Raw genomic sequence first — 20,443 nt, 5'->3', positions numbered from 1 at the left:
GGTGGAGCCCGGTCACACCAGGTTGGCCTCCGGGCGCGGGGCGTCGGCGGCGAACCGGTCGGCGCTCAACGGGCCGACGTCCAGGAAGGGTGCGCGGCCGAGGTACAGGTCACGGACGACCTCGCCGACGGCGGGTCCCTGCAGGAACCCGTGGCCGGAGAAGCCGGTCGCGTACAGGAATCGGGACGGTGAAGTCGCCTCGCCGATCAGGGCGTTGTGGTCGGGGGTGTTCTCGTACAGGCCGGCCCAGCCGCCCGTGCGGCGCAGGTCGAGCAGGGCGGGCGCGCGGTGCCGCATCGCCTCGTACAGCCGGGGGACCCAGCGGTCGTGGGTGTCGGTGGCGAAGCCGGGTTTCTCGTCGGGGTCGGACATGCCGACGAGGAGGCCGGGGCCCTCGGCGTGGAAGTAGAGGCTGGTGGTGAAGTCGATCGTCATGGGGAGCGCCGGCGGCAGCCCGGTGACGGGTTCGGTGACCGCGATCTGGCGGCGCAGCGGCTGTACCGGCAGGTCGACGCCGGCCATCGCGCCGACCGCCCGGGACCAGGGGCCGGCCGCGCAGATCACGGTGTCGGTGGCGATGCGGCCCAGGGTCGTGGTCACGGCCGTGAGGGTGTCGCCGTGGCGTTCGATGCCGGTGACCTCGGTGTGGCGCAGGATGCGGGCGCCGTGGGCGCGGGCGGCTGCCGCGTAGCCGTGGACGACGGCTTCGGGTGTGCAGTGCCCGTCGTCCGGGGAGTAGGCGGCGGCGAGCAGTCCCTCGGTGGTGATCAGCGGGGAGCGGCGGCGGGCCTCCTCGGGGGTGATGAGGCGGCTGGGCACGCCGAGGGAGTTCTGCAGCCGGACGCTCTGCTCGAAGGAGGCGACCTGTTCGGGCGTCGACAGCAGGAAGAGGTAGCCGACCCGGTGCAGCCCGATGTCGTGGCCGATCTCCTCCCCGAAGCGGGCGAAGGCCTCCAGGCTCCTGGCCCCGAGCCGGATGTTGAGCTCGTCGGAGAACTGCGCCCGCACCCCACCCGCCGCCCTGGAGGTGGACCCGGCGGCCAGTTCGTCCCGCTCGACCAGGACGACGTCCCGTACGCCCGCGCTCGCCAGGTGGTAGGCGATGCTCGTGCCCATCACACCGCCGCCCACGATCACGACCCGGGCCTGGAGATTCACGCGTCTGCCTCCTTCGCCGCGCGGAGCACGGCCCGGGCCGCCGCGGCGTCCTGGGTGCCGGGCCCGCCGCCGTCGCGGTGGACGATGTCACCCTCATCCTGTCCGGACCGCCGCCCGGCGAATCAGGACCAGTGGGCGACCGCGTCCAGATGGGGAAGGTTGTGGTCCATTCGTTCCCGCTTGGTCCGCAGATACGTGATGTTGTTCTCGCACGGCTCGATCAGCAGCGGTACCTGCTCGGCGACCTCGATGCCGTGGCGCAGCAGCGCCTCGCGCTTGCGCGGGTTGTTGGACATCAGGCGTACGGAGCGGACGCCCAGGTCGCGCAGGATCTCGGCGGCGACGCGGTAGTCGCGGGCGTCGACCGGCAGGCCCAGGGCCAGGTTCGCCTCGACGGTGTCCAGGCCCTCCGCCTGCAGGGCCATCGCGCGCAGCTTGGCCAGCAGGCCGATGCCCCGGCCCTCGTGGCCCCGCAGATAGACGACGATGCCGCTGCCCTCCGCGACGACCGCGCGCAGCGCGGAGGCCAACTGGTCGCCGCACTCGCAGTGCTGGGAGCCGAACGCGTCACCGGTCAGGCATTCCGAATGCAGCCGGGTCAGCACGTTCTCGGTGCCGATGTCTCCGTAGACCAGGGCCACTTGCTCGTCGCCGCGGTCGTGGTCGAGGTAGCCGACCGCCTGGAATTTCCCGTACACGGTGGGCAGCGGGGCATTCACAACCCGTTCCGCGCCCGAACGCCGCGGGGACTTCTTGCCGAGTACGCCGATGTTTTCTGTCATGATCTGATTCCTAAGCAGAGACGAAAGGCCGTGAAAAGATGAGTGGTTCGGGCGCGCGTACGGAGGCATACGGTCTGTTGCCGGAGGACACCACACAGGACGTACGGACGCGGGGGGCCGGCGTCTCACCACAGATCGCCGTCCTTCCCGTCGGAAGCTTCGAACAGCACGGGCCGTTCCTTCCGCTCGCGACCGACACGCTCGTCGCCTGTGCCATCGCCCGGGAGATCGCCGCGGCGTACCCGGTGCACCTCCTGCCTCCGGTGACGATCGCCTGCTCGCACGAACACGCTGCCTGGCCGGGGACCGTCAGCATCTCCTCCGTGACTCTTCATGCGGTGGTACGGGACATCGCCGCGTCGCTGCGCCGCTCGGGCGTCGACGCGCTCGTCGTGGTCAACGGCCACGGCGGCAACTATGTGCTGGGGAACGTCGTACAGGAAGCCTCCGCGCGTGGGGAGCGGATGGCGCTGTTCCCGGCGGCGGAGGACTGGGAGGCGGCGCGGGAGCGGGCCGGGGTCCTCACCTCGCTGCTGACCGACATGCACGCGGGGGAAATCGAGACCTCCATTCTGCTGCACGCTCATCCTGAATTCGTCCGCCCTGGTTACGAGTCCGCCGATTTCGTCGCGGACGACCGCCGTCATCTGCTCACCGTGGGAATGTCCGCCTATACCGAATCGGGTGTCATCGGCCGTCCTTCCCTGGGGTCGGCGGAAAAGGGCAAGGAACTGCTGGCGAGCCTCGCCGAATCCTTCGGCGCGTATGCCGAGTTGCTCACGTCCGCGGACGAACGCGGGTAACCGGCGTCGGGAGCGTGGCCGGGCTCCGTCGCGGCGGTCCCGGCACGCAGTCCGCCGGACCAGCGGACGAGGAGGACGGCGACGCCGGGCAGGCTCGCCACGAAGCTCAGCACCCCGTACACCACGGCGACGGCCACTCCGCTGCTCGCGCCCAGGCCCGCGGCGCCGAACGCCCAGGCGGTGACGCCCTCGCGGGGGCCGAAGCCGCCGATGTTCAGCGGCAGGCCCATGGCGACCAGGGCGAGGACCGCGATCGGCATCAGCACGGCGACGGACGCGGTCGATCCGGCGACCCGGGCCGCCACCACGAACATCGCCAGGTGCCCGGCCAGGATGACCGCGGAGGACACCGCGACGCCCGGCCCGTTGGCGCGGGACAGCAGGACCTCGCGCGCCTCGGCGAGGGTGTTGCGCAGGGCGCCGCCGCGCCGGGAGGGCGCGCGGTTCAGACGGACGGCGAGGACGACGGCGAGCGCGCCCGCGGCGGCGAGGGCCACCAGCGGGGCGAAGTCGCGGGCGTCGTCGCGGACCGGGGACGGCAGCGTCAGCAGCACCACCGCGCCGAACACGGTCAGCGCGACCTGACCGGCGACCCGTTCCAGGACGACCGCCTTGACCCCGCGCCGGACGTCGCCGGCGCTCTGCCCGTGCCGGACCGCCCGGTGCACGTCGCCCAGGATTCCGCCGGGCAGGGCCGCGTTCAGGAACAGCGCCCGGTAGTAGTCGGCCACGGCGGGCGCCAGCGGCAGCCGGATCCGCAGGCCCCGGGCCACCAACTGCCAGCGCCAGGCGCTGAACACGGTGGTGACGACGCCGATGCCGAGCGCCGCGAGCAGGGTCACGGTGTCGATCCGGCGGAGCCCGTCGAGGAGGACGCCGGTGCCCAGCCGCCACAGCAGGGCGGTGAGGATGGAGACGCCTGCGACGGTGCCGGAGTGGGTGCGCACGGCGGGGGTGTTGAGGCGGGCGAGGAAACGGCGCGGACCGCCGCCCCGGGCGGGGGCCGGTGGGGCGGCCGCTTCCGGGGCGGCGGTCTTTGCCGCCGAGGGCTCGCGCGGGGGCGCCGCGACCCGTGCCGTGTCGCCGAGGTGCGAGCACGTGCGGGTCGTGAGCGTCGGCGCCACGCGCGCGTGCGGGGCCGTTCGTGCCGTCCGGGACAGCGCCTCGGCGCCCACCGCCTGCGGTCCCGCCGTGTGCGCGCTCATGACGCTCCGCCCGTCGGCCGGACCAGGGCGAGCAGGTCGCTGTGGTGGACGACGACGTCGAGCTCACCGGCCTCGCAGGCGGCCAGCCGGTCCTGGAGGTAGCGGTCGGCGCGCTCCCGCAGTTCGGGGCGCTGTTCGACGGCGGCGCCGACCCAGCCGCGCAGCCACTGGGCCGTCAGCGCGGCCTCCTCGGGGCCCAGCCGCCAGGGGCTCGGGTGCACCTTCACCGTGGCGCCGCGCTCGGAGAACGCCTCGGCGGCCGCGGTGATCGCGTCGGGTCCCAGCATGCCGGTGCGCCGCTGGTGGGCGTTGAACGCCTCGGCGATCTCGGTGTCCAGCGGGTCGGACGGGGTCAGTTCGACCCGCCCGGCGACGGAGAGGGTGAGCAGCGCGGGGCAGCCGGCACCGACGCAGGCGTCGGCGAGCGTCTCGACCTCCTCGCGGGTGAGGACGTCGAGCAGCGCGGACGCCGTCACCAGCGAGGCGCCGGCCAGCGCGTCCCGGGTCAGCCGGGCCACGTCGCCGCGCCGGGTCTCCACCGAGACGCGGCTGCCGTCGGCGGCGGCGCGCGGGGAGGCGACGGCGGCGAAGTGCAGCAGGTAGGGGTCGCGGTCGTGCAGGACCCAGTGCTGGGCGCCGTCCAGGCGCGGCGCGAGCCAGCGGCCCATGGAGCCGGTGCCGCAGCCCACGTCGTGCACGACCAGACCGCCACAGCGGCCCGGCAGATTGGCGAGCCGGATCCGCAGCGGGTCGAGCAGATCGTGCGCCCGGGCGGCCGCGTCGACCTCTTCGCGCAGCTGCAGCCACTCGGGCGCGTACCGGGGCGGCTCGTCGGACACGTCCTCCCGCAGCCGTACGGTGGCCCGCTCCCCGGGCCGCGCCACGGGCCCGGCACCGGCGATGACCGCGGCGGGTCCGGCGTCGCTCGCCACGGCGGCGGTCGCCGTGCCGGGCTCCGGCACGGACGAATCTGCGGTGGTCGGTGTGACGGGCTCCGGCATGGTCGGGGTGCCCTCTCGCTCCGCGCCCGTCAGGTCCCGCAGGCCCGGCTGGGCCGGGATCCCCCCGGACTGGGTGGTGGTGGTCGTCTGGCTCATGCCGCCCTCCGGGGTTCGTCGGGGAGCCGGTGCAGGACTCCGGCCAGGCTGCGGGCCGTGGTCGCCCAGCCGTCGAGGGCCGCGCGGCGGCCGCGGGCGGCGGCCTTCAGGCGCCGGCGCACATCGGCCTCGCCGAACCAGCCGCGCAGTTCGGCGGCGAGGGCGGCCGGGTCCTCCGGCGGGACGAGGATGCCGGGCACGCCGCCGTCGGGGGCGCGGCCGACCGCCTCGGGCAGACCGCCGACGTCGGTGGCCAGCACCGGGATGCCGCGCGCGAGCGCCTCCGTGACCGCCATGCCGTACGTCTCGGCGTACGAGGTGAGGACCATGAGGTCGGCGGCGGCGTAGCTGGCGTCGAGCGCGGCGCCGGAGCGGGGGCCCGCCAGGTGCAGACGGTCCGTCAGGCCGTACTTCTCGATCAGGGACCGCAGATGGGTGACGTACTCGGGATCGTTCCCGAGGCCGCCGACGCACTCGCAGCTCCACGGCAGGTCCCGTACCGCGGCGAGCGCCTCGACCAGCCGGTGCTGCCCCTTGCGCGGGGTCACCGCCGCCACGCACAGCAGGCGCGAGACGCCGTCGGTGCCGGGGGCGAGGGGGGCGATGTCGGCGCCGGGCGCGGCGACGTGCACGCGGTCGGGGGCGAGGCCGTGGTGGGAGACGAGGCGGCGGACCGCCCAGTCGCTGGTGGCCACGACCGCCGGCACCGCCCGCAGTACCTCGCGCTCCTTGGCGTCGAGGTCCGCCGCCACCGCCGGGTCGAGACCCGTCTCGTCGCCGAGCGGGAGGTGGACCAGCACCGCGAGGCGCAGGCGCGCGGCCTCGGGGACGACGATGTCGGGTACGCCGCAGGCGACCAGACCGTCGAGCAGGACGACCGCGCCGTCCGGCAGTTCCCGCAGCGTGCGCGCGAGTTCGTCACGAGTGGCCCGGCCGGGGCGGGGCCAGGTCCCGTCCACGGCGTGCGGGGTGACCTGCCAGCCGAAGCCGGGCAGGTCCAGACACAGCCGCCGGTCGTAGGCGTTGCCGCCGCTGGGCTGGGCCGGGTCGTCGACGCCGCCCGGCATCACGAAGTGCACGGTGCGCAGGGACATGGGGACGATCCCGACGTGGTCGAGGGCCGCGCGCTGGGCGGGCACGAAGGTCAGGGACGGCGCACGGTCCATGGTCGTGTCGGTCACAGGGCACGCTCGTAACTCGCCCAGGCGACGTGCGACTCGTGCAGGGTGACCGTGATGCCCGCGAGCCCCCGGGCGCCCTCGCCCAGCGCGCCCTTGTGGACCCGCTCGGCGAGCCGGTCGGCGATGACCTTGGCCAGGAACTCCGTGGAGGTGTTGACACCGGCGAAGTCGGGCTCGTTGTCGAGGTTTCTGTAGTTCAGCTCGCTGACGACGGCGCCCAGTTCCTGCGTGGCCAGTCCGATGTCGACGACGATGTTGTCGTCGTCCAGCTGCTCACGGCGAAACGTCGCGTCCACGAGGAACGTGGCACCGTGCAGGCGCTGCGCGGGCCCGAAAACCTCGCCGTGGAAGCTGTGGGCGATCATGATGTGATCGCGGACGGTGATGCTGAACAACGGACGACCCTCCAGGTGCGGCGCGTCTGGTTCCCCCGGCTGATGCCTGCCGCGGGATGCCGTGTAGTACGGCTCTTCGCTTCCCCGTGTTCAGCCCGATCTCACTCTTTTCTGAGGTCAGGCCGTCTCGTCGTCCTGGATTGTGCGATTCCGTCAGTCTGTGTCGCCCCGGTCGCCGTAGCGGACCCGGTGACACAGGGCCGGGAGCTCCCCCGAGGCGAGCCTCGGCATGACCTCCGGCAGCTCCTCGAACGCGCTCTCCCCGGTGATGAGGGCGTCCAGCGCGGGGTCGGCGAGCAGGTCGAGGGCGAGGGCCAGCCGGTCGGCGTAGTCGCGGCTGGAGCGGCGGGCCGGGGAGACGGAGCCGACCTGGCTGCTGCGCACGGTGAGCCGCCGGGAGTGGAAGGCCTCGCCTAGCGGGAGGGCCACGCGCCGGTCGCCGTACCAGCTCAGTTCGAGGACCGTGCCCTCGGCGCGCAGGAGTTCGAGGGAGCGGGCGAGGCCCTGCTCGGTGGCGCTGGCGTGGACGACCAGGTCGCAGTCGCCGAGCGCGTCCTCGGGCGCGGCGAAGGCCACGCCGAGCGCCTCGGCGGTCTTGGCGCGGGCCGGATCGGCGTCGACCAGCTGCAGCCGTACGCCGGGGAAGCGGGCCAGCAGGGCGGCCACCGAGCAGCCGACCATGCCACCGCCGACCACCGCGATCCGGTCGCCGATCAGCGGCGTCGCGTCCCACAGGGCGTTCACTGCGGTCTCCACGGTGCCGGCGAGGACGGCCCGCTCGGCGGGCACGCCGTCGGGCACGGGGGTCACCGCGTTCACCGGAACGACGTAGCGGGACTGATGCGGATACAGGCAGAAGACGGTACGGCCCGTCAGCTCGTCCGGTCCCTCCTCGACCACGCCGACGTTGAGGTAGCCGTACTTCACCGGACCGGGGAAGTCGCCCTCCTGGAACGGCGCTCGCATCGCGGCGTGTTGGCTCTCGGGGACGCCGCCGCGAAAGACGAGCGTCTCCGTGCCGCGGCTCACTCCGGAGTAGAGCGAGCGCACCACGACCTCGCCCTCGGCGGGCGCGGGCAGGGCGTGGTCACGGAGCTCGCCCTGGCCGGGCGAGCGGAGCCAGAACGCGCGCGCGGAGCGGTTCATCGGCATCCTCCTGAACGATCGGGAAGTTGTTCACGTACCGAGATGTGCACAGGCCGCGCACAGTACGCGGCGTTGATCGACTCTGTCACTCGGCCGGAGGACGTGCGGTGGCCCTGAACAACACTTACGAAGCGAGGCTGGTCCAGCAGGAGACCGCTGTGGGAGCGGGCGTACAGATCCTGTTGCTGGCCCTGCTGGGCTCGGCGATCGGCATGGGGCCGGCCGGCTGGCTGACGGGCCTGGCGTTCGCGATCGCCTCCTGGGCGGTGCTCTCCCGGGCGCTGCACCGCTCCCGGCTGCGCTCCTTCGGCCCCGCCAACCGCGTCACCCTGGGCCGGGCGACGCTGGTCGGCGGGGTGACGGCGCTGGTCGCGGACTCCTTCGAGAGCTCCCCGCCGGTGACGCTGCTGGTCGGCCTGACGGCCGTGGCCCTGATCCTGGACGGCGTCGACGGCAAGGTCGCCCGGCGCACCGGCACCTCGACCGCGCTCGGCGCCCGCTTCGACATGGAGGTCGACGCGTTCCTGATCCTGGTGCTGAGCGTGTACGTGTCGATGCAGCTCGGCCCGTGGGTGCTGCTGATCGGCGGCATGCGCTACGCGTTCGTCGCCGCGGCCCGCGTGGCGCCCTGGCTGAACGCGCCGCTCCCGCCGTCCTTCGCCCGCAAGACGGTCGCCGCGCTGCAGGGCGTCTGCCTGCTGCTGGCGGGCTCCGAACTGCTCCCGCACATCGCGAACCTGGCCGTGGCGCTGCTGGCGCTGGGCTCGCTGCTGTGGTCGTTCGGGCGGGACGTGCTGTGGCTGTGGCGGACGTCACGGACGTCCCCGGTCGTCGAAGAGGCACCCGCCCTGGAGAGGCTGGAACTGGTCACGCAGTGACGCTCCTCCTTGCTCCTGCTTGTGCGAAGGGCCCGGATCAGCGACTGATCCGGGCCCTTCGCGTTCAGCGCGCGGCTGTCACGAGCGAGCGGACCGCCCGCGTACGATCGCGAAGGCGGCCGCGGCCAGACCCAGGACGCCGACGATCAGCCCGGCGATGCCGAGGCCGCGGGCGGTGGAATCACTGGAGTCCGAGGCGGCTTGGGCGGAGTTCTTCGTGTCACCGCTCTTGGTGTCGCCGCCCTTCGTGGCCGACGCGGTGGAAGACTCGCTGTCGCCGACCGTGAGTTTCAGCACCGGCGCAGGATTCTCCGACTCCTCCTCCCCACCCTGCTCGATCCAGCGGACGACCTTGCCGTCGGAGTAGGTCTGGAGGGTTTTGAAGGTCAGCTCGTCGGTGTCCTGCGGCAGCTGCCCGAAGGCGACGTCGAAGTCCTCGAACTGCCCGGCGCCGATCTTGCCCCCCGTCCAGGTGATCGCGGAGACGGCCTCGGTGATGGTCCCGTCGTCGGTCTTGACCGGCTTCTTGAGCTTGGTGGTGGTCAGCTTGGCGGTCCACCCGCCCTGCGGATGCACGAGCACACCGAGGACGGGGTGGTCGGTGGGCAGGAAGACCTGGACCTTGGTGGTGCTCGCGCTGTCCTCCTCGTTGGGCACACGGAAGGTCAGCAGACCGTCCGTGGCGCCCTTGGCGTAGCTCTCGGGGTGGACGGTCACGTGCGCCGAGGCGACACCCGCGGCGGCGAGGACTCCGGCGACGACGAGGGCGGTGACGGTTGCGGCGCGGCGCAGGGTGGTGCGTGACGTGAACGTGGACATGGGTGAGTGGATCTCCGTACGGGATGAAAGGCGTGATGGTGGATCAGATCGTGTACGGGATCCAGGCCGGGGGCCCTCGGCGACGCATCGCGTGCCGCAGCAGGAGCTGCCGCAGCGGGACGGCCTCGGCGTGCGTGCGCCCTGGGCCGCCCGGAGGCGTGGGAAGCGGGACGGGAGCGCCCCGCCACCGGACCACCCCGAGCAAGGGCACGAACGCGGCCGCCCGACGCAGCAACGACCACAGCGCGGCCTCCCCACGCCGCAGCCACCATGAAGCGACGAGGGCGGCGAGGAGGTGGGCGGCCGTGACGGGCGTGCACATCTCGTGGACATGTGCAATGGCGTCCGAGGCAAGCGCGAAGTGGCCGTGCGCATGGCCCACGACGGCATCGACGTGACCGTCCATGGACGCCGGCCGCATGTCGCGCGCGGACACGGCCGCGCGCGGGTGCGCGACATCGAAGGCGATGTGCAGACCCGCCTGCGTGGCGAACATGACCGCCCCGATCCCCGGCAGAGACCGCTCCCGGCCGCCGAGCAGCCACCCGGCGAGGAAGACACCGCCGAACCCGGCGCCGTCCGCCCACACCGACGGCATGTCACCGGTGGCAAACCCGTGCCCGACGGCAGCCAGCAGCACGCACACCGCGGCGAACACCGCGGCGCGCAGACTCCGTACCGCCGGGGATGCGCTCATGGTCTGGGCGATCCTCCCACGAAGACGACATACGTGTGCGGGTGATCCTCTTGTTCAGGAGGGATGCACAGGAGCGGTCCTGAGGAGAGTCGCCGTGACCTCATCCGGCTAGTACGTCTCGTTCCTGTTGGTGTTGATGTCGTTCAGCACGTCGATGATTCTGCTGTAGCGGGGCGACGTACTGGGGTTCACCGGCAGTTCCAGCGTCTGCTGGGCGTAGATGGCCGCCTCGCGCACCGTGTGCAGCCCCAGGGCCGAGGCCGTCGGCGAGCTGATGCCCGTGTCGGCGTTGATGCGCCTGCCTGCCAGGTTGAAGTACGTGGCCAGCAGCTGCTTGCTCAGGACGCTCTTGGGCTCGTTGCTGTCGTACGAAGCAATGACCTCCGCAGCGGAAAGGGCTCCGTCCCGGTTGGTGTCGTAGCGCTGGTCCGTGGCCTGGATGCGCGCCAGGAACTCGGCCGTCCACGCTGCCGGATGGGTCTTCCAGTAGCCCTGGGACAGCGGGTCGCGCGTGGGCGGCACGACCGTCACAGTGGTGTCGGCCGAGGCGGTGACCGGAGCGAAGGTGCAGGCCTCAGTGGCGTTCTTGTAGGCGACGGAGACGGTGTCCCGGTAGGTGGTGCCCGCCGGTGCCAGGAGCGTCGGGCGTGCCGTGAAGACGATCTTCTGGTCGCCGGAGTGGGCCGGCAGGGTGCCCGCGTTCCAGACGAGCGTGCGTGTGCCGTCGTCATGGACAGTGACCGAACTCGGCCTCGGGCCGGTGTCCAGCGCCTGGCTGTAGTAGACGCCGACCGGCAGCGTGTCGGTGACGGTGACACCGGATGCGGCCCCGCCGCCGGTGTTCGCGTAGGTGATGGTGAAGGTGATCGCCTCGCCGGCGTTGACCGTCTTCGTCGCGGCCTTGTCCACCGTCAGTACGGGGGCGTGCACAGTGGTCGTGGCCTGTGCGGTGTTGTCGTCCGTGTACGGGTCGGGCACGCCGTCGGTGTCGGTTCCGGTGACCGTGGCCCGGTTGGTGAGTACCGTGCCGTCCTTGGTGTCGCACGGCACCTGATAGGTGAAGTGCGGCGAGACGGTGGCGACGCCCCCGTTGTTCAGGTCCGGCAGTGAGCGCTCCTGCGTGGTGCCGTCGGGCAGCGTGTCGGTGACCTTGATGCCGGTGGCGGTGCCGGGCCCGAGGTCGGACACGGCGGTCGTGTAGCTCACGGTGTCCCCGCCGGCCGCCTCGGTCTGGTCGGCCGACTTGCTGATCTTCAGGTCGGCCTGCTGCGACATGGCCAGAACCGCGTCCTCGGTCAGCTCCAGCGGCAGGTCGGGGCGAGGGCCGTCCTCGAAGAACCGCACGTTCAGACGCGGGTTGTACTGGATGTGGGCCCAGTCGTCGTAACCGTGCAGCTTCTCGTCGGGACTGTCCAATTCGCATCCGGGTTTGATGGACGTGATGCGATTGAGGTCGGCGGCGGCATCGGCTTCCTTGTCGCCGTTGACCCCGTTCCAGTCGATGGGGCCGTTCGTGGCGGGTGCGACCCGGAGCTTGCCGCCGACCCCGTACACGGTCTTGCGGTCCGGTACGGGGTTCCCGTACACGCCGTTGTTCTCGTTGAGGTGGGCCTCGTCGAGCAGCGTGGTGGGCGTCGTGCCGAGGGCGGTGCCCCTGGCCGCGCTGCTGTAGTCCAGGGGCCTCGTGTGGTCGTTGTCCGCGAACGTGAGCGGGTAGTTCATCACGCTGAGGTAGTTGGGTTTGCAGTTGATGTCGTCATCGCCCCCGTGTCCCAGGCTCAGTGTGTGTCCGAGCTCGTGCATGAACGTGGCGGCTTCGGCATTCTTCCGTCCGCCGGCGCGGGCGATCCCGTTGTCGCCCCAGGAGCCGAGCGTCACGATGAAGTCGTTGCCGCCCTGGGGGCCGACGGCGGACCACTCCGCACGGCCCGACGAGCCGGGTTGTTCGCTGTATTTTTCGCCGAAGATCATGTAGCGGTACACCTGGCGCTTCGCCTGCAGAATGTTCGCGCAGTTCGCGCTGGCCCGGTCGGCGGCGGTGCCGAAATGCCCCGTACAGGGACCGGCCGGATTCCCGTGCTTGAGGTCGTTGAAGTCGTCCAGCGCGCCCGGGCCGTCCGAGTCGAAAAGCATCACGGACACCGTCGGTACGGTTTCGTCCTCGGTCACGTGAAGGTTGACGCCCCGGTATTTGGTCTTCGTCGGATCGGACGGGTCGGGATACGGATCGACCGGTGCCTCGGCGAACGCCTTGACGACATCGGCAAGGGCTCCGGCCTGCGGCTTGTCCCCGGACATGTAGTCCGCTTCGACGAACAGGTCCTTGCGGTACGGGAGGGCCCCGTAGGGCTCGTCACCCAGAGGAAGTTCGACTGTGTGGTCGTTGTCGTAGTCGAGGCCCTGTCCGGGGGTCTCCCAGGTGTTCATGATGCCGTCGCCGTCACTGTCCGCGTTCTTCGCCAGGTTCATGCAGGACGGCGTGGAGATGGTGAAGTACCCCCGGGCCGAGTCCTCGCCGTCCGTCTCGCTCTCACCCGCCAGGGTCGGTACGTTCGCCCCTTGTTGTGTGGTCAGGCCACCGCCGGTGAAGGTGCAGGTGTTCAGGTCGAACCGCAGGTCCAGGTAATCGGCGCCCTTGACCCAGTGGATCACGTCGTCGCCGCTCAGGTCGTCCTGATCCCACAACTCCATGTGGATGTCAACGGGGTTGTGGGTGGTGTCCACGGTCGCCTGACGCACCCAGTTCGTCCTGAAGTCGGACCCGTGGGCACAGCAGTAGTCGTCCTTGCCGTCGAACAGCCCTTGATGGTCGATCTCGAACTTCGGGTAGTAGTCGTTCCCGCAGGCCTCACCGGCCCCCTCGTTGCACGACAGTTCGACCACCCGGTACAGGCTGACAGTGATCTGTTCGGTCGCGGCATGGGCCGGAGCCGCGCCGAGAGCCGCCGTTCCCGCCAGCATCATCAGGAACGCCACAAGCAGGCGTGTGTACGAACGAACTCTCGGCGGACGAACCCGTGGCATCCGGCGGTCTCCTCGCGAACAGAGCCGATACGTGCTAAAGGCCGACAGCGATGCGCAGCGGCGGCCCGATGCTCGCACCGGCCGTCCGCCTCGATGCGAGCCAACACGCCCCGGACCCACTGGTCAGACCCGTGCGCACGTACGCAGCCACCCGCATGATTCAACCGGTCAGCTCATCTGCTCCACCCGAACCAGTCCGCCTCCGCCCCCCACCCCCCACCCCCCACCCGCGACCTTGTCCACGCGCGACCGCGGCAGCCCCCGGCGAGGACGCCCTCGAACTCGATTCAGCCGCGCAGCAACTCGCCCGGTCCGACCTGTGCCAGCAGCGCCGGCTCGCTCTCCCCCTCGTAGGCGAGGTGGAGCTGACGCCGGGCACGCGTGGCCGGCACGCCAGAGTGAGTAGCCCCAGGGCGTGGCGCGTTCGACGCCGCGCAGGCGGATGTAGCGGCCGGTGACCTCCTGTGGGTAGGTGTGTGCCGTGACCGTGCATGCCTGGCGTGCTCATGTCATTTCACTCGCCTGTCGGTCCCCTCGCGGTGGGCGCGCGCTCCCGCACGCGCGCCCACCGGGGGTCCCCTCAGGCGGCCTTGCGTGTACGCCCGCGGTGGCCGCGCACGATGTCCGCGTACCGGTGTCCGCTTCCCTTGATGGTGCGCACCTGCGTCCGGTAGTCGACGTGGACCAGTCCGAAGCGCTTGTCGTAGCCGTACGCCCACTCGAAGTTGTCGAGCAGGGACCAGGCGAAGTAGCCGGCCAGCGGGGCGCCCTTGCGGGCCGCCGCGGTGCAGGCCGCGAGGTGGTTCACCAGGTACTCCTGGCGTTCGGGGTCGTCCACGGTGCCGTCGGGGCGCACGACGTCGGGGTAGGCGGAGCCGTTCTCCGTGACGTAGATCTTCCGGGCGCCGTACTCGTCGGTGAGGCGGAGCAACAGCGTCTCGATACCGCTCGCGTCGATCTCCCAGTCCATGCCGGTGCGCGGGACGCCCTCACGGCGGACCGAGAAGACGTAGGGCGCGGGGCCGGAGGGGTCGTCGGCCACGTACGCCGGGAAGTAGTAGTTGAGGCCGAGCCAGTCCAGCGGAGCGGCGATCGTCGCCGAGTCACCTTCCTGCTCAGGGAGTTCGACGCCGTAGACCTCGCGCATGTCGGCCGGGAAGCCGCGGCCGTGGACCGGGTCGAGCCACCAGCGGTTGACGTGGCCGTCGTGGCGCCGGGCGGCCGCCACGTCCTCGGGGCGGTCGGTGGCGGGGTGCACGGTGGAGAGGTTGTTGACGATGCCGACCTGGGCGGCCGGGGCGGCCGCGCGGATCGCCTGGGTGGCCAGGCCATGGCCGAGCAGCAGGTGGTAGGAGGCGCGGACGGCGGCCGTCAGGTCGGTCAGGCCCGGGGCCATCTTGCCTTCCAGGTGGCCGATCCAGGCCGAGCAGGAGGGCTCGTTGAGGGTGGCCCACAGTCGCACGCGGTCACCCAGGCGTTCGGCGACGGCCGAGGCGTAGTCGGCGAACGCGAGGGCGGTCGCCCGCTCGGGCCAGCCGCCGCGGTCCTGGAGCGCCTGCGGCAGGTCCCAGTGGTAGAGGGTGACGGAGGGGGTGATGCCGGCCTCCAACAGGCCGTCGACCAGCCGGTCGTAGAAGTCGATGCCCTTCTGGTTGAGCGGGCCGTCGCCGCCGGGGAACACCCTCGGCCACGCGATCGACAACCGGTAGGCGTTCGTACCGAGCCGGCCCATCAGGGCGATGTCCTCGCGCCAGCGGTGGTAGTGGTCGCAGGCGACGTCGCCGTGGTCGTCGCCCGCGATCTTTCCGGGGGTGTGCGAGAAGGTGTCCCAGATCGACGGGGCGCGGCCGTCCTCCGCGACGGCTCCCTCGATCTGGTACGCCGCTGTGGCCGTGCCCCACAGGAAGTCGTGCGGGAGTGCGGCGAGGTCGATACGTTCGGACACGTAAGTCCCTTCGGAACGGGGCGGGTTCACTTGACGGCGCCCGCCGTCAGTCCCGCGACGAGATAGCGCTGCAGCAGCAGGAAGCCCGCGACCACGGGCACGCTCACGACCAGCGACGCGGCCATGATCTGGTTCCAGTACACGTCGTTGAGCGTGGAGTAGCCCTGGAGGCCGACGGCCAGGGTGCGGGTGGTGTCGTTGGTCATGACGGAGGCGAAGAGGACCTCGCCCCAGGCGGTCATGAAGGCGTAGACGGCGACCGCGACGATGCCGGGGATCGCGGCCGGCACGACGACGCGGAAGAGCGCGCCGAGCGGTCCGCAGCCGTCCACCAGCGCCGCCTCGTCCAGATCGCGCGGCACCGAGTCGAAGTACCCGATGAGCATCCAGATCGAGAACGGGAGGGAGAAGGTGAGGTACGTCAGGATCAGGCCGCCGCGCGAGCCGAACAGGGCGATGCCGGTGGCGTTGCCGATGTTGACGTACAGCAGGAACAGGGGCAGCAGGAAGAGGATGCCGGGGAACATCTGCGTCGACAGCACGGTGACCGTGAAGACGCGCTTGCCGCGGAAGCTGTAGCGGCTGACGGCGTACGCGGCGAACACCGCGATCACCACCGAGCAGACGGTCGCCGCGCCCGCCACGATCAGGGAGTTCGCGAAGTACTTGGCGAGCGGGACCGTCGACCAGATGTCGATGTACGGGCGGATCGTCAGGCCGCTGGGCAGCCAGCGGAACTTGCCCGTGACGTCGGCGAGCGGCTTCAGGGAGCTGGAGATCATGACGTACACCGGCACCAGGACGAAGCCGGTGAGCAGGGTGAGGAAGATCCGCCGGGTCCAGAGGAAGGAGCGCGGTGGGGCCGTCGGGGAGGCCGAGGGGACCCGGGAGGCGGCGGTGCTAGACATCGGCGGCCCTCCGTCCGCGTGAGGTGAGCAGCAGGTACGCGCCCGTCACGACGAGCAGGAACAGGAGCAGCAGGACGGACATCGCGGAGCCGGTGCCGAAGTTCCAGGTGACGAAGGACGCTTGGTAGATGTGGACCGAGATGAGGTCCGCGGCCTCGGGGGCGGACCTGCCGAACAGGACGTACGGCGTGTTGAAGTCGTTGAAGGTCCACAGGAACAGGACCAGGACCAGCACCTGGTTGACGGGGCGCAGGGACGGCAGGGTGATGCGGCGGATCTGCTGCCACATCCCGGCGCCGTCCAGCGCGGCCGCCTCGTACAGCTCCTTCGGGATGTTCTGCAGACCGGCCATCACGATGAGGAAGGCGAACGGCCAGCCCTTCCACACGGACACGGTCAGCAGGGCGTAGAAGCTGTTGTCGCCGATCAGCCAGAAGGACGGCTTGTCGGTGAGGTGCAGTTGGTCGTGCAGGACGTGGTTCACCAGGCCGTTGTCGTGCTGGAACATGAACACCCAGGTGATGACGGCCGCGTAGACGGGCAGCGCATACGGCACCAGGAACAGGGCGCGCAGCAGGCCGCGGCCGCGGAAGGTGTCCTGCATGCAGATCGCGGCGGCCGTGCCGATCAGCCAGCACAGGGCCACCGACAGCAGGGTGAAGCCGACGGTGACGAGGAAGGAGTGCAGCAGCGCCTCGCCGACGGGGGCGTTGAAGTCCACCGACATCGAGTAGTTGTCGAGACCGGACCAGGGGGCGCTGCCCCAGTCGCGGATGTAGAACTGCGTGAGCTCCTTGAAGCTCATCACGATGCCGATCACCATCGGCACCAGATGGACCAGGAGTTCGAGCACCAGGGCGGGCAGAAGAAGCAGGTAGGGCAGGGAGACGCGGCGGATCCGCCCGGGGCGGCGCGGGTGGCGCGCCGCCCCGGGGGAGCTCTTGTGCACCGACTTCCTGACCTCGGTGGCGGTCGTCATGGTGCCGGTGCTCACTTCGCGGGCATCTGCTGCTGGGCCTTCTGGAGCGCCGCCTTCACCGAGTCGGTGGTCACCGGGCGTCCGGCGGCGGCGTCCGCGAACAGGTCCTTGACGGCCGTACCGACCGTGGTCTCGAACTGCGACTCGGAGGCGACCTGCGGCAGCGCGGCGGCGCTGGTGGCCAGGGTGTCCTTCAGGACGGCGTTCGCCGGGGCGGTGAACGCGGCGTCCGACTGGGCGGCCTTGACCGGCGGGATGGAGCTGTAGGCGGTGTTGAGGATCTTCTGTTCCGCGTCGCTGGTCATGAACTTCACGAACTTGGTCGCGCCGTCGAGGTTGTCGGTGTTCTTGAAGACGGCGAGGTTGATGCCGGCGACCATCGAGTTGACCTGGGTGCCGGTGCCGGGGGTGCCGGACTGCACGGGGACGGGGGCGATGCCGTAGGCGTCGGCGCTCATGCCCTGCGACTTGAGGTTGGAGGACGCGGACTGCCACAGCAGCATCGCCTGCTTGCCCTTGGCGAAGTCGCTGACGGACTGGTTCTGCGCGTACTCGGCGTTGCCGGTCGGGATGACCTTGTCCTTGGCCATCAGGTCGACGTACTGCTTGACGGCGGCGACCACGTTGTCGTTGGTGAAGTCGGGCTTGCCGTCGGCGGTGAAGAAGTCGGCGCCGTGCTGCTTGGCGAAGACGAAGACGTGGTGGATGTTCTCCGCGACGTTCGAACCCTCGGCGCCGAGCACCGACTTGCCCTTCGCGGATATCTTCTTGCCGTCCGCGACCAGTTCGTCCCAGGTGGCCGGGGGCTTGGAGATGCCGGCGTCGGCGAAGATCTGCTTGTTGTAGTAGAGCGCGTAGGCCATCGAGTACAGCGGGACGGCCGCCGGGTCCTTGCCCTCGGCGCCGGTGGAGCCGAGCGCCGAGTCGACGAACCGGTCCTTGCCGCCGATCTTCGCGAAGTTCTTCGCGTCCCAGGGCAGCAGCGCGCCGGTGGCCTGCAGCGAGGCGCTCCAGGTGTTGCCGATGTTGAGCACGTCGGGACCCTGACCGGAGGTGGTCGCGGTGAGGATCCGGTTGAGCAGGTCGGACCAGGGGACGACCTCCAGCTTCACCTTGACGCCCGTCTGCTTCTCGAACTTGTCGAGTTCGGGCTGGAGGACCTTCTTGTCGACGGCGATGCTGGCGCCCTGGTTGGAGGCCCAGTAGGTGAGCGTCTTCGGCGAGTCGTCGGACCCCCCGCCGGTCGACGAACCGCCGCCGCAGGCCGTGGCCGCGAGGGCGAGAGACAGGGTGACGGCGCCGACAGCAGCGGCTCGGATGGTGCGCATGGGTCCTGGTGTCCCCTTCCGGGATTGCCATCATGGCTTAATTTAGGACGTGAGTTAAACCTCGGAAGGCGGGTCCGTCAAGGGTTTGGACAGAGTGCGACGAACTCTCGTCGCACCCCTTGACGGTTCCATTCACCGCATGAAGCATTCCCCGGCGAGAGAGCGCTCCCCGAACTCCCCACCGTTCGCTTCCTGAATGAGGAGAGCCGCCCCATGACCTCCCACTCCCCCGCTTCGCGGGGACCCTCCGTCGGCCGCAGAACCCTGCTCGGAGCCGCCGGCGCGGCCGCCGTCGCCTCGGCCGTGGCGGGCGGAGCCGCGCCCGCGTCGGCCGCCCCGTCCCGAAAGCGTCCCGCCGCCCTGCCCGGCGGCGGCGACCTGGGCCCGAGCGTCCTGGTCTTCGACCCGTCGACGCCGGACATCCAGGCCCGGCTGGACCAGGTGTTCCGGCAGCAGGAGTCGGCGCAGTTCGGCACCGGCCGCTACGCCCTGCTGTTCAAGCCCGGCACCTACCACGGGCTCAACGCCCAGCTCGGCTTCTACACCTCGATCGCGGGCCTCGGCCTGTCCCCGGACGACACGACCATCAACGGGGACGTGACGGTCGACGCGGGCTGGTTCAACGGCAACGCCACGCAGAACTTCTGGCGTTCGGCGGAGAACCTGGCCCTGGTCCCCGCGAACGGGACCAACCGGTGGGCCGTCGCCCAGGCGGCGCCCTTCCGCCGAATGCACGTCCGCGGCGGCCTCAACCTCTCCCCCACCGGCTACGGATGGGCGAGCGGCGGCTACATCGCGGACAGCCGGATCGACGGCCAGGTCGGACCGTACTCCCAGCAGCAGTGGTACACCCGCGACAGCGCGATCGGCAGCTGGCTCAACGGCGTGTGGAACATGGTGTTCTCCGGCGTCGAGGGCGCCCCGGCGCAGAGCTTCCCGAACCCGCCGTACACCACGCTCGACACGACGCCGGTCTCCCGCGAGAAGCCCTTCCTGTACGTCGGCGGAGGCGAGTTCCGTGTCTTCCTGCCTCAGAAGCGGACGAACGCGCGCGGGGTGACCTGGGGCAACGGCACACCACGCGGGACGTCCCTGTCGCTGTCGCGGTTCTACGTCGCCCGGCCGGGCGTCACCGCGGCGACCCTCAACCAGGCGCTCGCACAGGGACTTCACCTGCTGCTCACCCCGGGCATCTACCACGTGGACCGGCCGATCCAGGTGGACCGTGCGGGCACCGTGGTCCTGGGCCTGGGATACGCGACCATCGTGCCCGACAACGGCGTCACCGCCGTGAAGGTCGCCGACGTGGACGGGGTCCGCCTCGCGGGCTTCCTCGTCGACGCGGGACCGGTCAACTCCCCGACCCTGCTGGAGATCGGGCCCGCGGGCGCGTCCCGGGACCACTTTGCCAACCCCACCACCGTGCAGGACGTGTTCGTGCGCATCGGCGGCGCGGGCGCGGGCCGGGCCACCACGAGCATGGTCGTCAACAGCCGGCACACGATCGTCGACCACACCTGGGTGTGGCGCGCCGACCACGGCACCGGCGTCGGCTGGGAGACCAACCGGGCCGACTACGGTGTCGTCGTCAACGGCCACGACGTCCTGGCGACCGGCCTGTTCGTCGAGCACTTCAACAAGTACGACGTACAGTGGAACGGCCAGCGTGGCCGCACGATCTTCTTCCAGAACGAGAAGGCGTACGACGCCCCGAACCAGGCCGCGATCCAGGACGGCCCGGTGAAGGGCTACGCCGCCTACAAGGTCGGCGACGGCGTCACCGCGCACGAGGGGTGGGGCCTGGGCAGCTACTGCTACTACAACGTCGACCCGACGATCCTGCAGCACCACGGCTTCGCCGCGCCCGCCCGGCCGGACGTGCGGTTCCACAACCTGCTGGTCGTCTCGCTCGGCGGGAACGGGCAGTACGAGCACGTGATCAACGACTCGGGGGCGCCGACGGCGGGCACCTCGACCACGCCGTCGACGGTGGTGTCGTACCCCTGACGAGGGACCGGGGGCGCGGGGCGGGGGGGGGCCCCCCCCCCCCCCCCCCCCCCCCCCCACCCCCCCGCCCGCACGGCGCGCGCCCGGCGAC

The 20,443-nt window shown here is 71.0% G+C and carries 16 protein-coding genes and 1 pseudogene; 3 read left to right on the top strand and 14 right to left on the bottom strand.

Annotated elements, in window-relative coordinates:
- Nucleotides 1-12: 12 nt before the first annotated feature.
- Together ACWGKT_RS32570 and ribA are read right to left on the bottom strand one after the other, a co-directional pair.
- Nucleotides 13-1,158, bottom strand: a complete 1,146-nt coding sequence (locus ACWGKT_RS32570; RefSeq protein WP_453276484.1) for an NAD(P)/FAD-dependent oxidoreductase — start codon at nucleotides 1,156-1,158, stop codon at nucleotides 13-15.
- Nucleotides 1,159-1,280: 122 nt separating this feature from the next.
- On the bottom strand, nucleotides 1,281-1,940 hold the full coding sequence (gene ribA, locus ACWGKT_RS32565) for a GTP cyclohydrolase II (protein ID WP_235452037.1): 660 nt from the start codon (nucleotides 1,938-1,940) through the stop codon (nucleotides 1,281-1,283).
- Nucleotides 1,941-1,978: 38 nt separating this feature from the next.
- Here ribA and ACWGKT_RS32560 point away from each other — a divergent pair, with 38 nt between their 5' ends.
- Complete coding sequence (locus ACWGKT_RS32560; RefSeq protein ID WP_308407420.1) at nucleotides 1,979-2,743, top strand: creatininase family protein; 765 nt, start codon at nucleotides 1,979-1,981, stop codon at nucleotides 2,741-2,743.
- Nucleotides 2,744-2,838: 95 nt separating this feature from the next.
- Here the strand turns inward: ACWGKT_RS32560 and ACWGKT_RS32555 are convergent.
- From ACWGKT_RS32555 to ACWGKT_RS32535, 5 genes and pseudogenes are all read right to left on the bottom strand, one after another.
- Nucleotides 2,839-3,948, bottom strand: a pseudogene (locus tag ACWGKT_RS32555) (lysylphosphatidylglycerol synthase transmembrane domain-containing protein); the annotation flags it as partial.
- Nucleotides 3,945-4,949 carry a methyltransferase domain-containing protein gene (locus ACWGKT_RS32550; RefSeq protein WP_453276531.1) on the bottom strand — a complete coding sequence of 335 codons (1,005 nt, stop codon included), beginning with the start codon at nucleotides 4,947-4,949 and terminating at the stop codon, nucleotides 3,945-3,947. The pseudogene ACWGKT_RS32555 and the gene ACWGKT_RS32550, both read right to left, overlap by 4 nt.
- Before the next feature lie 92 nt (nucleotides 4,950-5,041).
- Nucleotides 5,042-6,226, bottom strand: coding sequence for a glycosyltransferase family 4 protein (locus ACWGKT_RS32545; protein WP_453276483.1), 1,185 nt, complete (start codon nucleotides 6,224-6,226; stop codon nucleotides 5,042-5,044).
- A complete protein-coding gene (locus ACWGKT_RS32540) occupies nucleotides 6,223-6,621 on the bottom strand; it encodes a 6-pyruvoyl trahydropterin synthase family protein (RefSeq protein WP_235452033.1) in 399 nt (132 codons plus the stop codon). Before ACWGKT_RS32540 ends, ACWGKT_RS32545 begins: the two co-directional genes overlap by 4 nt.
- 153 nt (nucleotides 6,622-6,774) lie before the next feature.
- Nucleotides 6,775-7,767 carry a zinc-dependent alcohol dehydrogenase gene (locus tag ACWGKT_RS32535; protein WP_356154698.1) on the bottom strand — a complete coding sequence of 331 codons (993 nt, stop codon included), beginning with the start codon at nucleotides 7,765-7,767 and terminating at the stop codon, nucleotides 6,775-6,777.
- Between the two features lie 107 nt (nucleotides 7,768-7,874).
- Here ACWGKT_RS32535 and ACWGKT_RS32530 point away from each other — a divergent pair, with 107 nt between their 5' ends.
- Complete coding sequence (locus ACWGKT_RS32530) at nucleotides 7,875-8,645, top strand: CDP-alcohol phosphatidyltransferase family protein (protein WP_356154700.1); 771 nt, start codon at nucleotides 7,875-7,877, stop codon at nucleotides 8,643-8,645.
- Nucleotides 8,646-8,723: 78 nt separating this feature from the next.
- On the opposite strand, the gene ACWGKT_RS32525 is transcribed toward ACWGKT_RS32530, so the two are convergent.
- The 7 genes from ACWGKT_RS32525 to ACWGKT_RS32495 all read right to left on the bottom strand — a co-directional run bounded on the left by ACWGKT_RS32525 (nucleotide 8,724) and on the right by ACWGKT_RS32495 (nucleotide 18,345).
- Entirely contained in the window at nucleotides 8,724-9,464 is a 741-nt protein-coding gene (locus ACWGKT_RS32525; RefSeq protein ID WP_453276482.1) for a YcnI family protein, read from the bottom strand.
- 43 nt (nucleotides 9,465-9,507) lie between these two features.
- Entirely contained in the window at nucleotides 9,508-10,161 is a 654-nt protein-coding gene (locus ACWGKT_RS32520; RefSeq protein WP_453276481.1) for a hypothetical protein, read from the bottom strand.
- A 108-nt stretch (nucleotides 10,162-10,269) separates the two neighbouring features.
- Nucleotides 10,270-13,137 (bottom strand): hypothetical protein, encoded by a 2,868-nt coding sequence (locus ACWGKT_RS32515; protein ID WP_453276480.1) that lies wholly within the window; start codon nucleotides 13,135-13,137, stop codon nucleotides 10,270-10,272.
- Nucleotides 13,138-13,765: 628 nt separating this feature from the next.
- Nucleotides 13,766-15,130 carry a GH1 family beta-glucosidase gene (locus ACWGKT_RS32510; RefSeq protein ID WP_453276479.1) on the bottom strand — a complete coding sequence of 455 codons (1,365 nt, stop codon included), beginning with the start codon at nucleotides 15,128-15,130 and terminating at the stop codon, nucleotides 13,766-13,768.
- A gap of 26 nt (nucleotides 15,131-15,156) precedes the next feature.
- The gene (locus tag ACWGKT_RS32505; RefSeq protein ID WP_453276478.1) at nucleotides 15,157-16,038 is read right to left on the bottom strand and encodes a carbohydrate ABC transporter permease; all 882 of its coding nucleotides are present in this window, start codon (nucleotides 16,036-16,038) and stop codon (nucleotides 15,157-15,159) included.
- Entirely contained in the window at nucleotides 16,031-17,017 is a 987-nt protein-coding gene (locus ACWGKT_RS32500; protein ID WP_453276530.1) for a carbohydrate ABC transporter permease, read from the bottom strand. The genes ACWGKT_RS32505 and ACWGKT_RS32500 overlap by 8 nt, the downstream gene beginning before the upstream one ends.
- 11 nt (nucleotides 17,018-17,028) lie before the next feature.
- Nucleotides 17,029-18,345: an ABC transporter substrate-binding protein gene (locus ACWGKT_RS32495; protein WP_453276477.1), complete on the bottom strand. Its 1,317-nt coding sequence runs from the start codon at nucleotides 18,343-18,345 to the stop codon at nucleotides 17,029-17,031.
- A 213-nt stretch (nucleotides 18,346-18,558) separates the two neighbouring features.
- On the opposite strand from ACWGKT_RS32495, the gene ACWGKT_RS32490 reads away from it, so the two are divergent.
- Nucleotides 18,559-20,352, top strand: a complete 1,794-nt coding sequence (locus ACWGKT_RS32490; protein ID WP_453276476.1) for a coagulation factor 5/8 type domain-containing protein — start codon at nucleotides 18,559-18,561, stop codon at nucleotides 20,350-20,352.
- Nucleotides 20,353-20,443 lie beyond the last annotated feature (91 nt).

It is taken from the genome of Streptomyces sp. NPDC054794 (assembly GCF_053611585.1).
The sequence above is the reverse complement of the archived record's forward strand: the minus strand, read 5'-3'. Positions and strand labels throughout refer to the sequence as shown.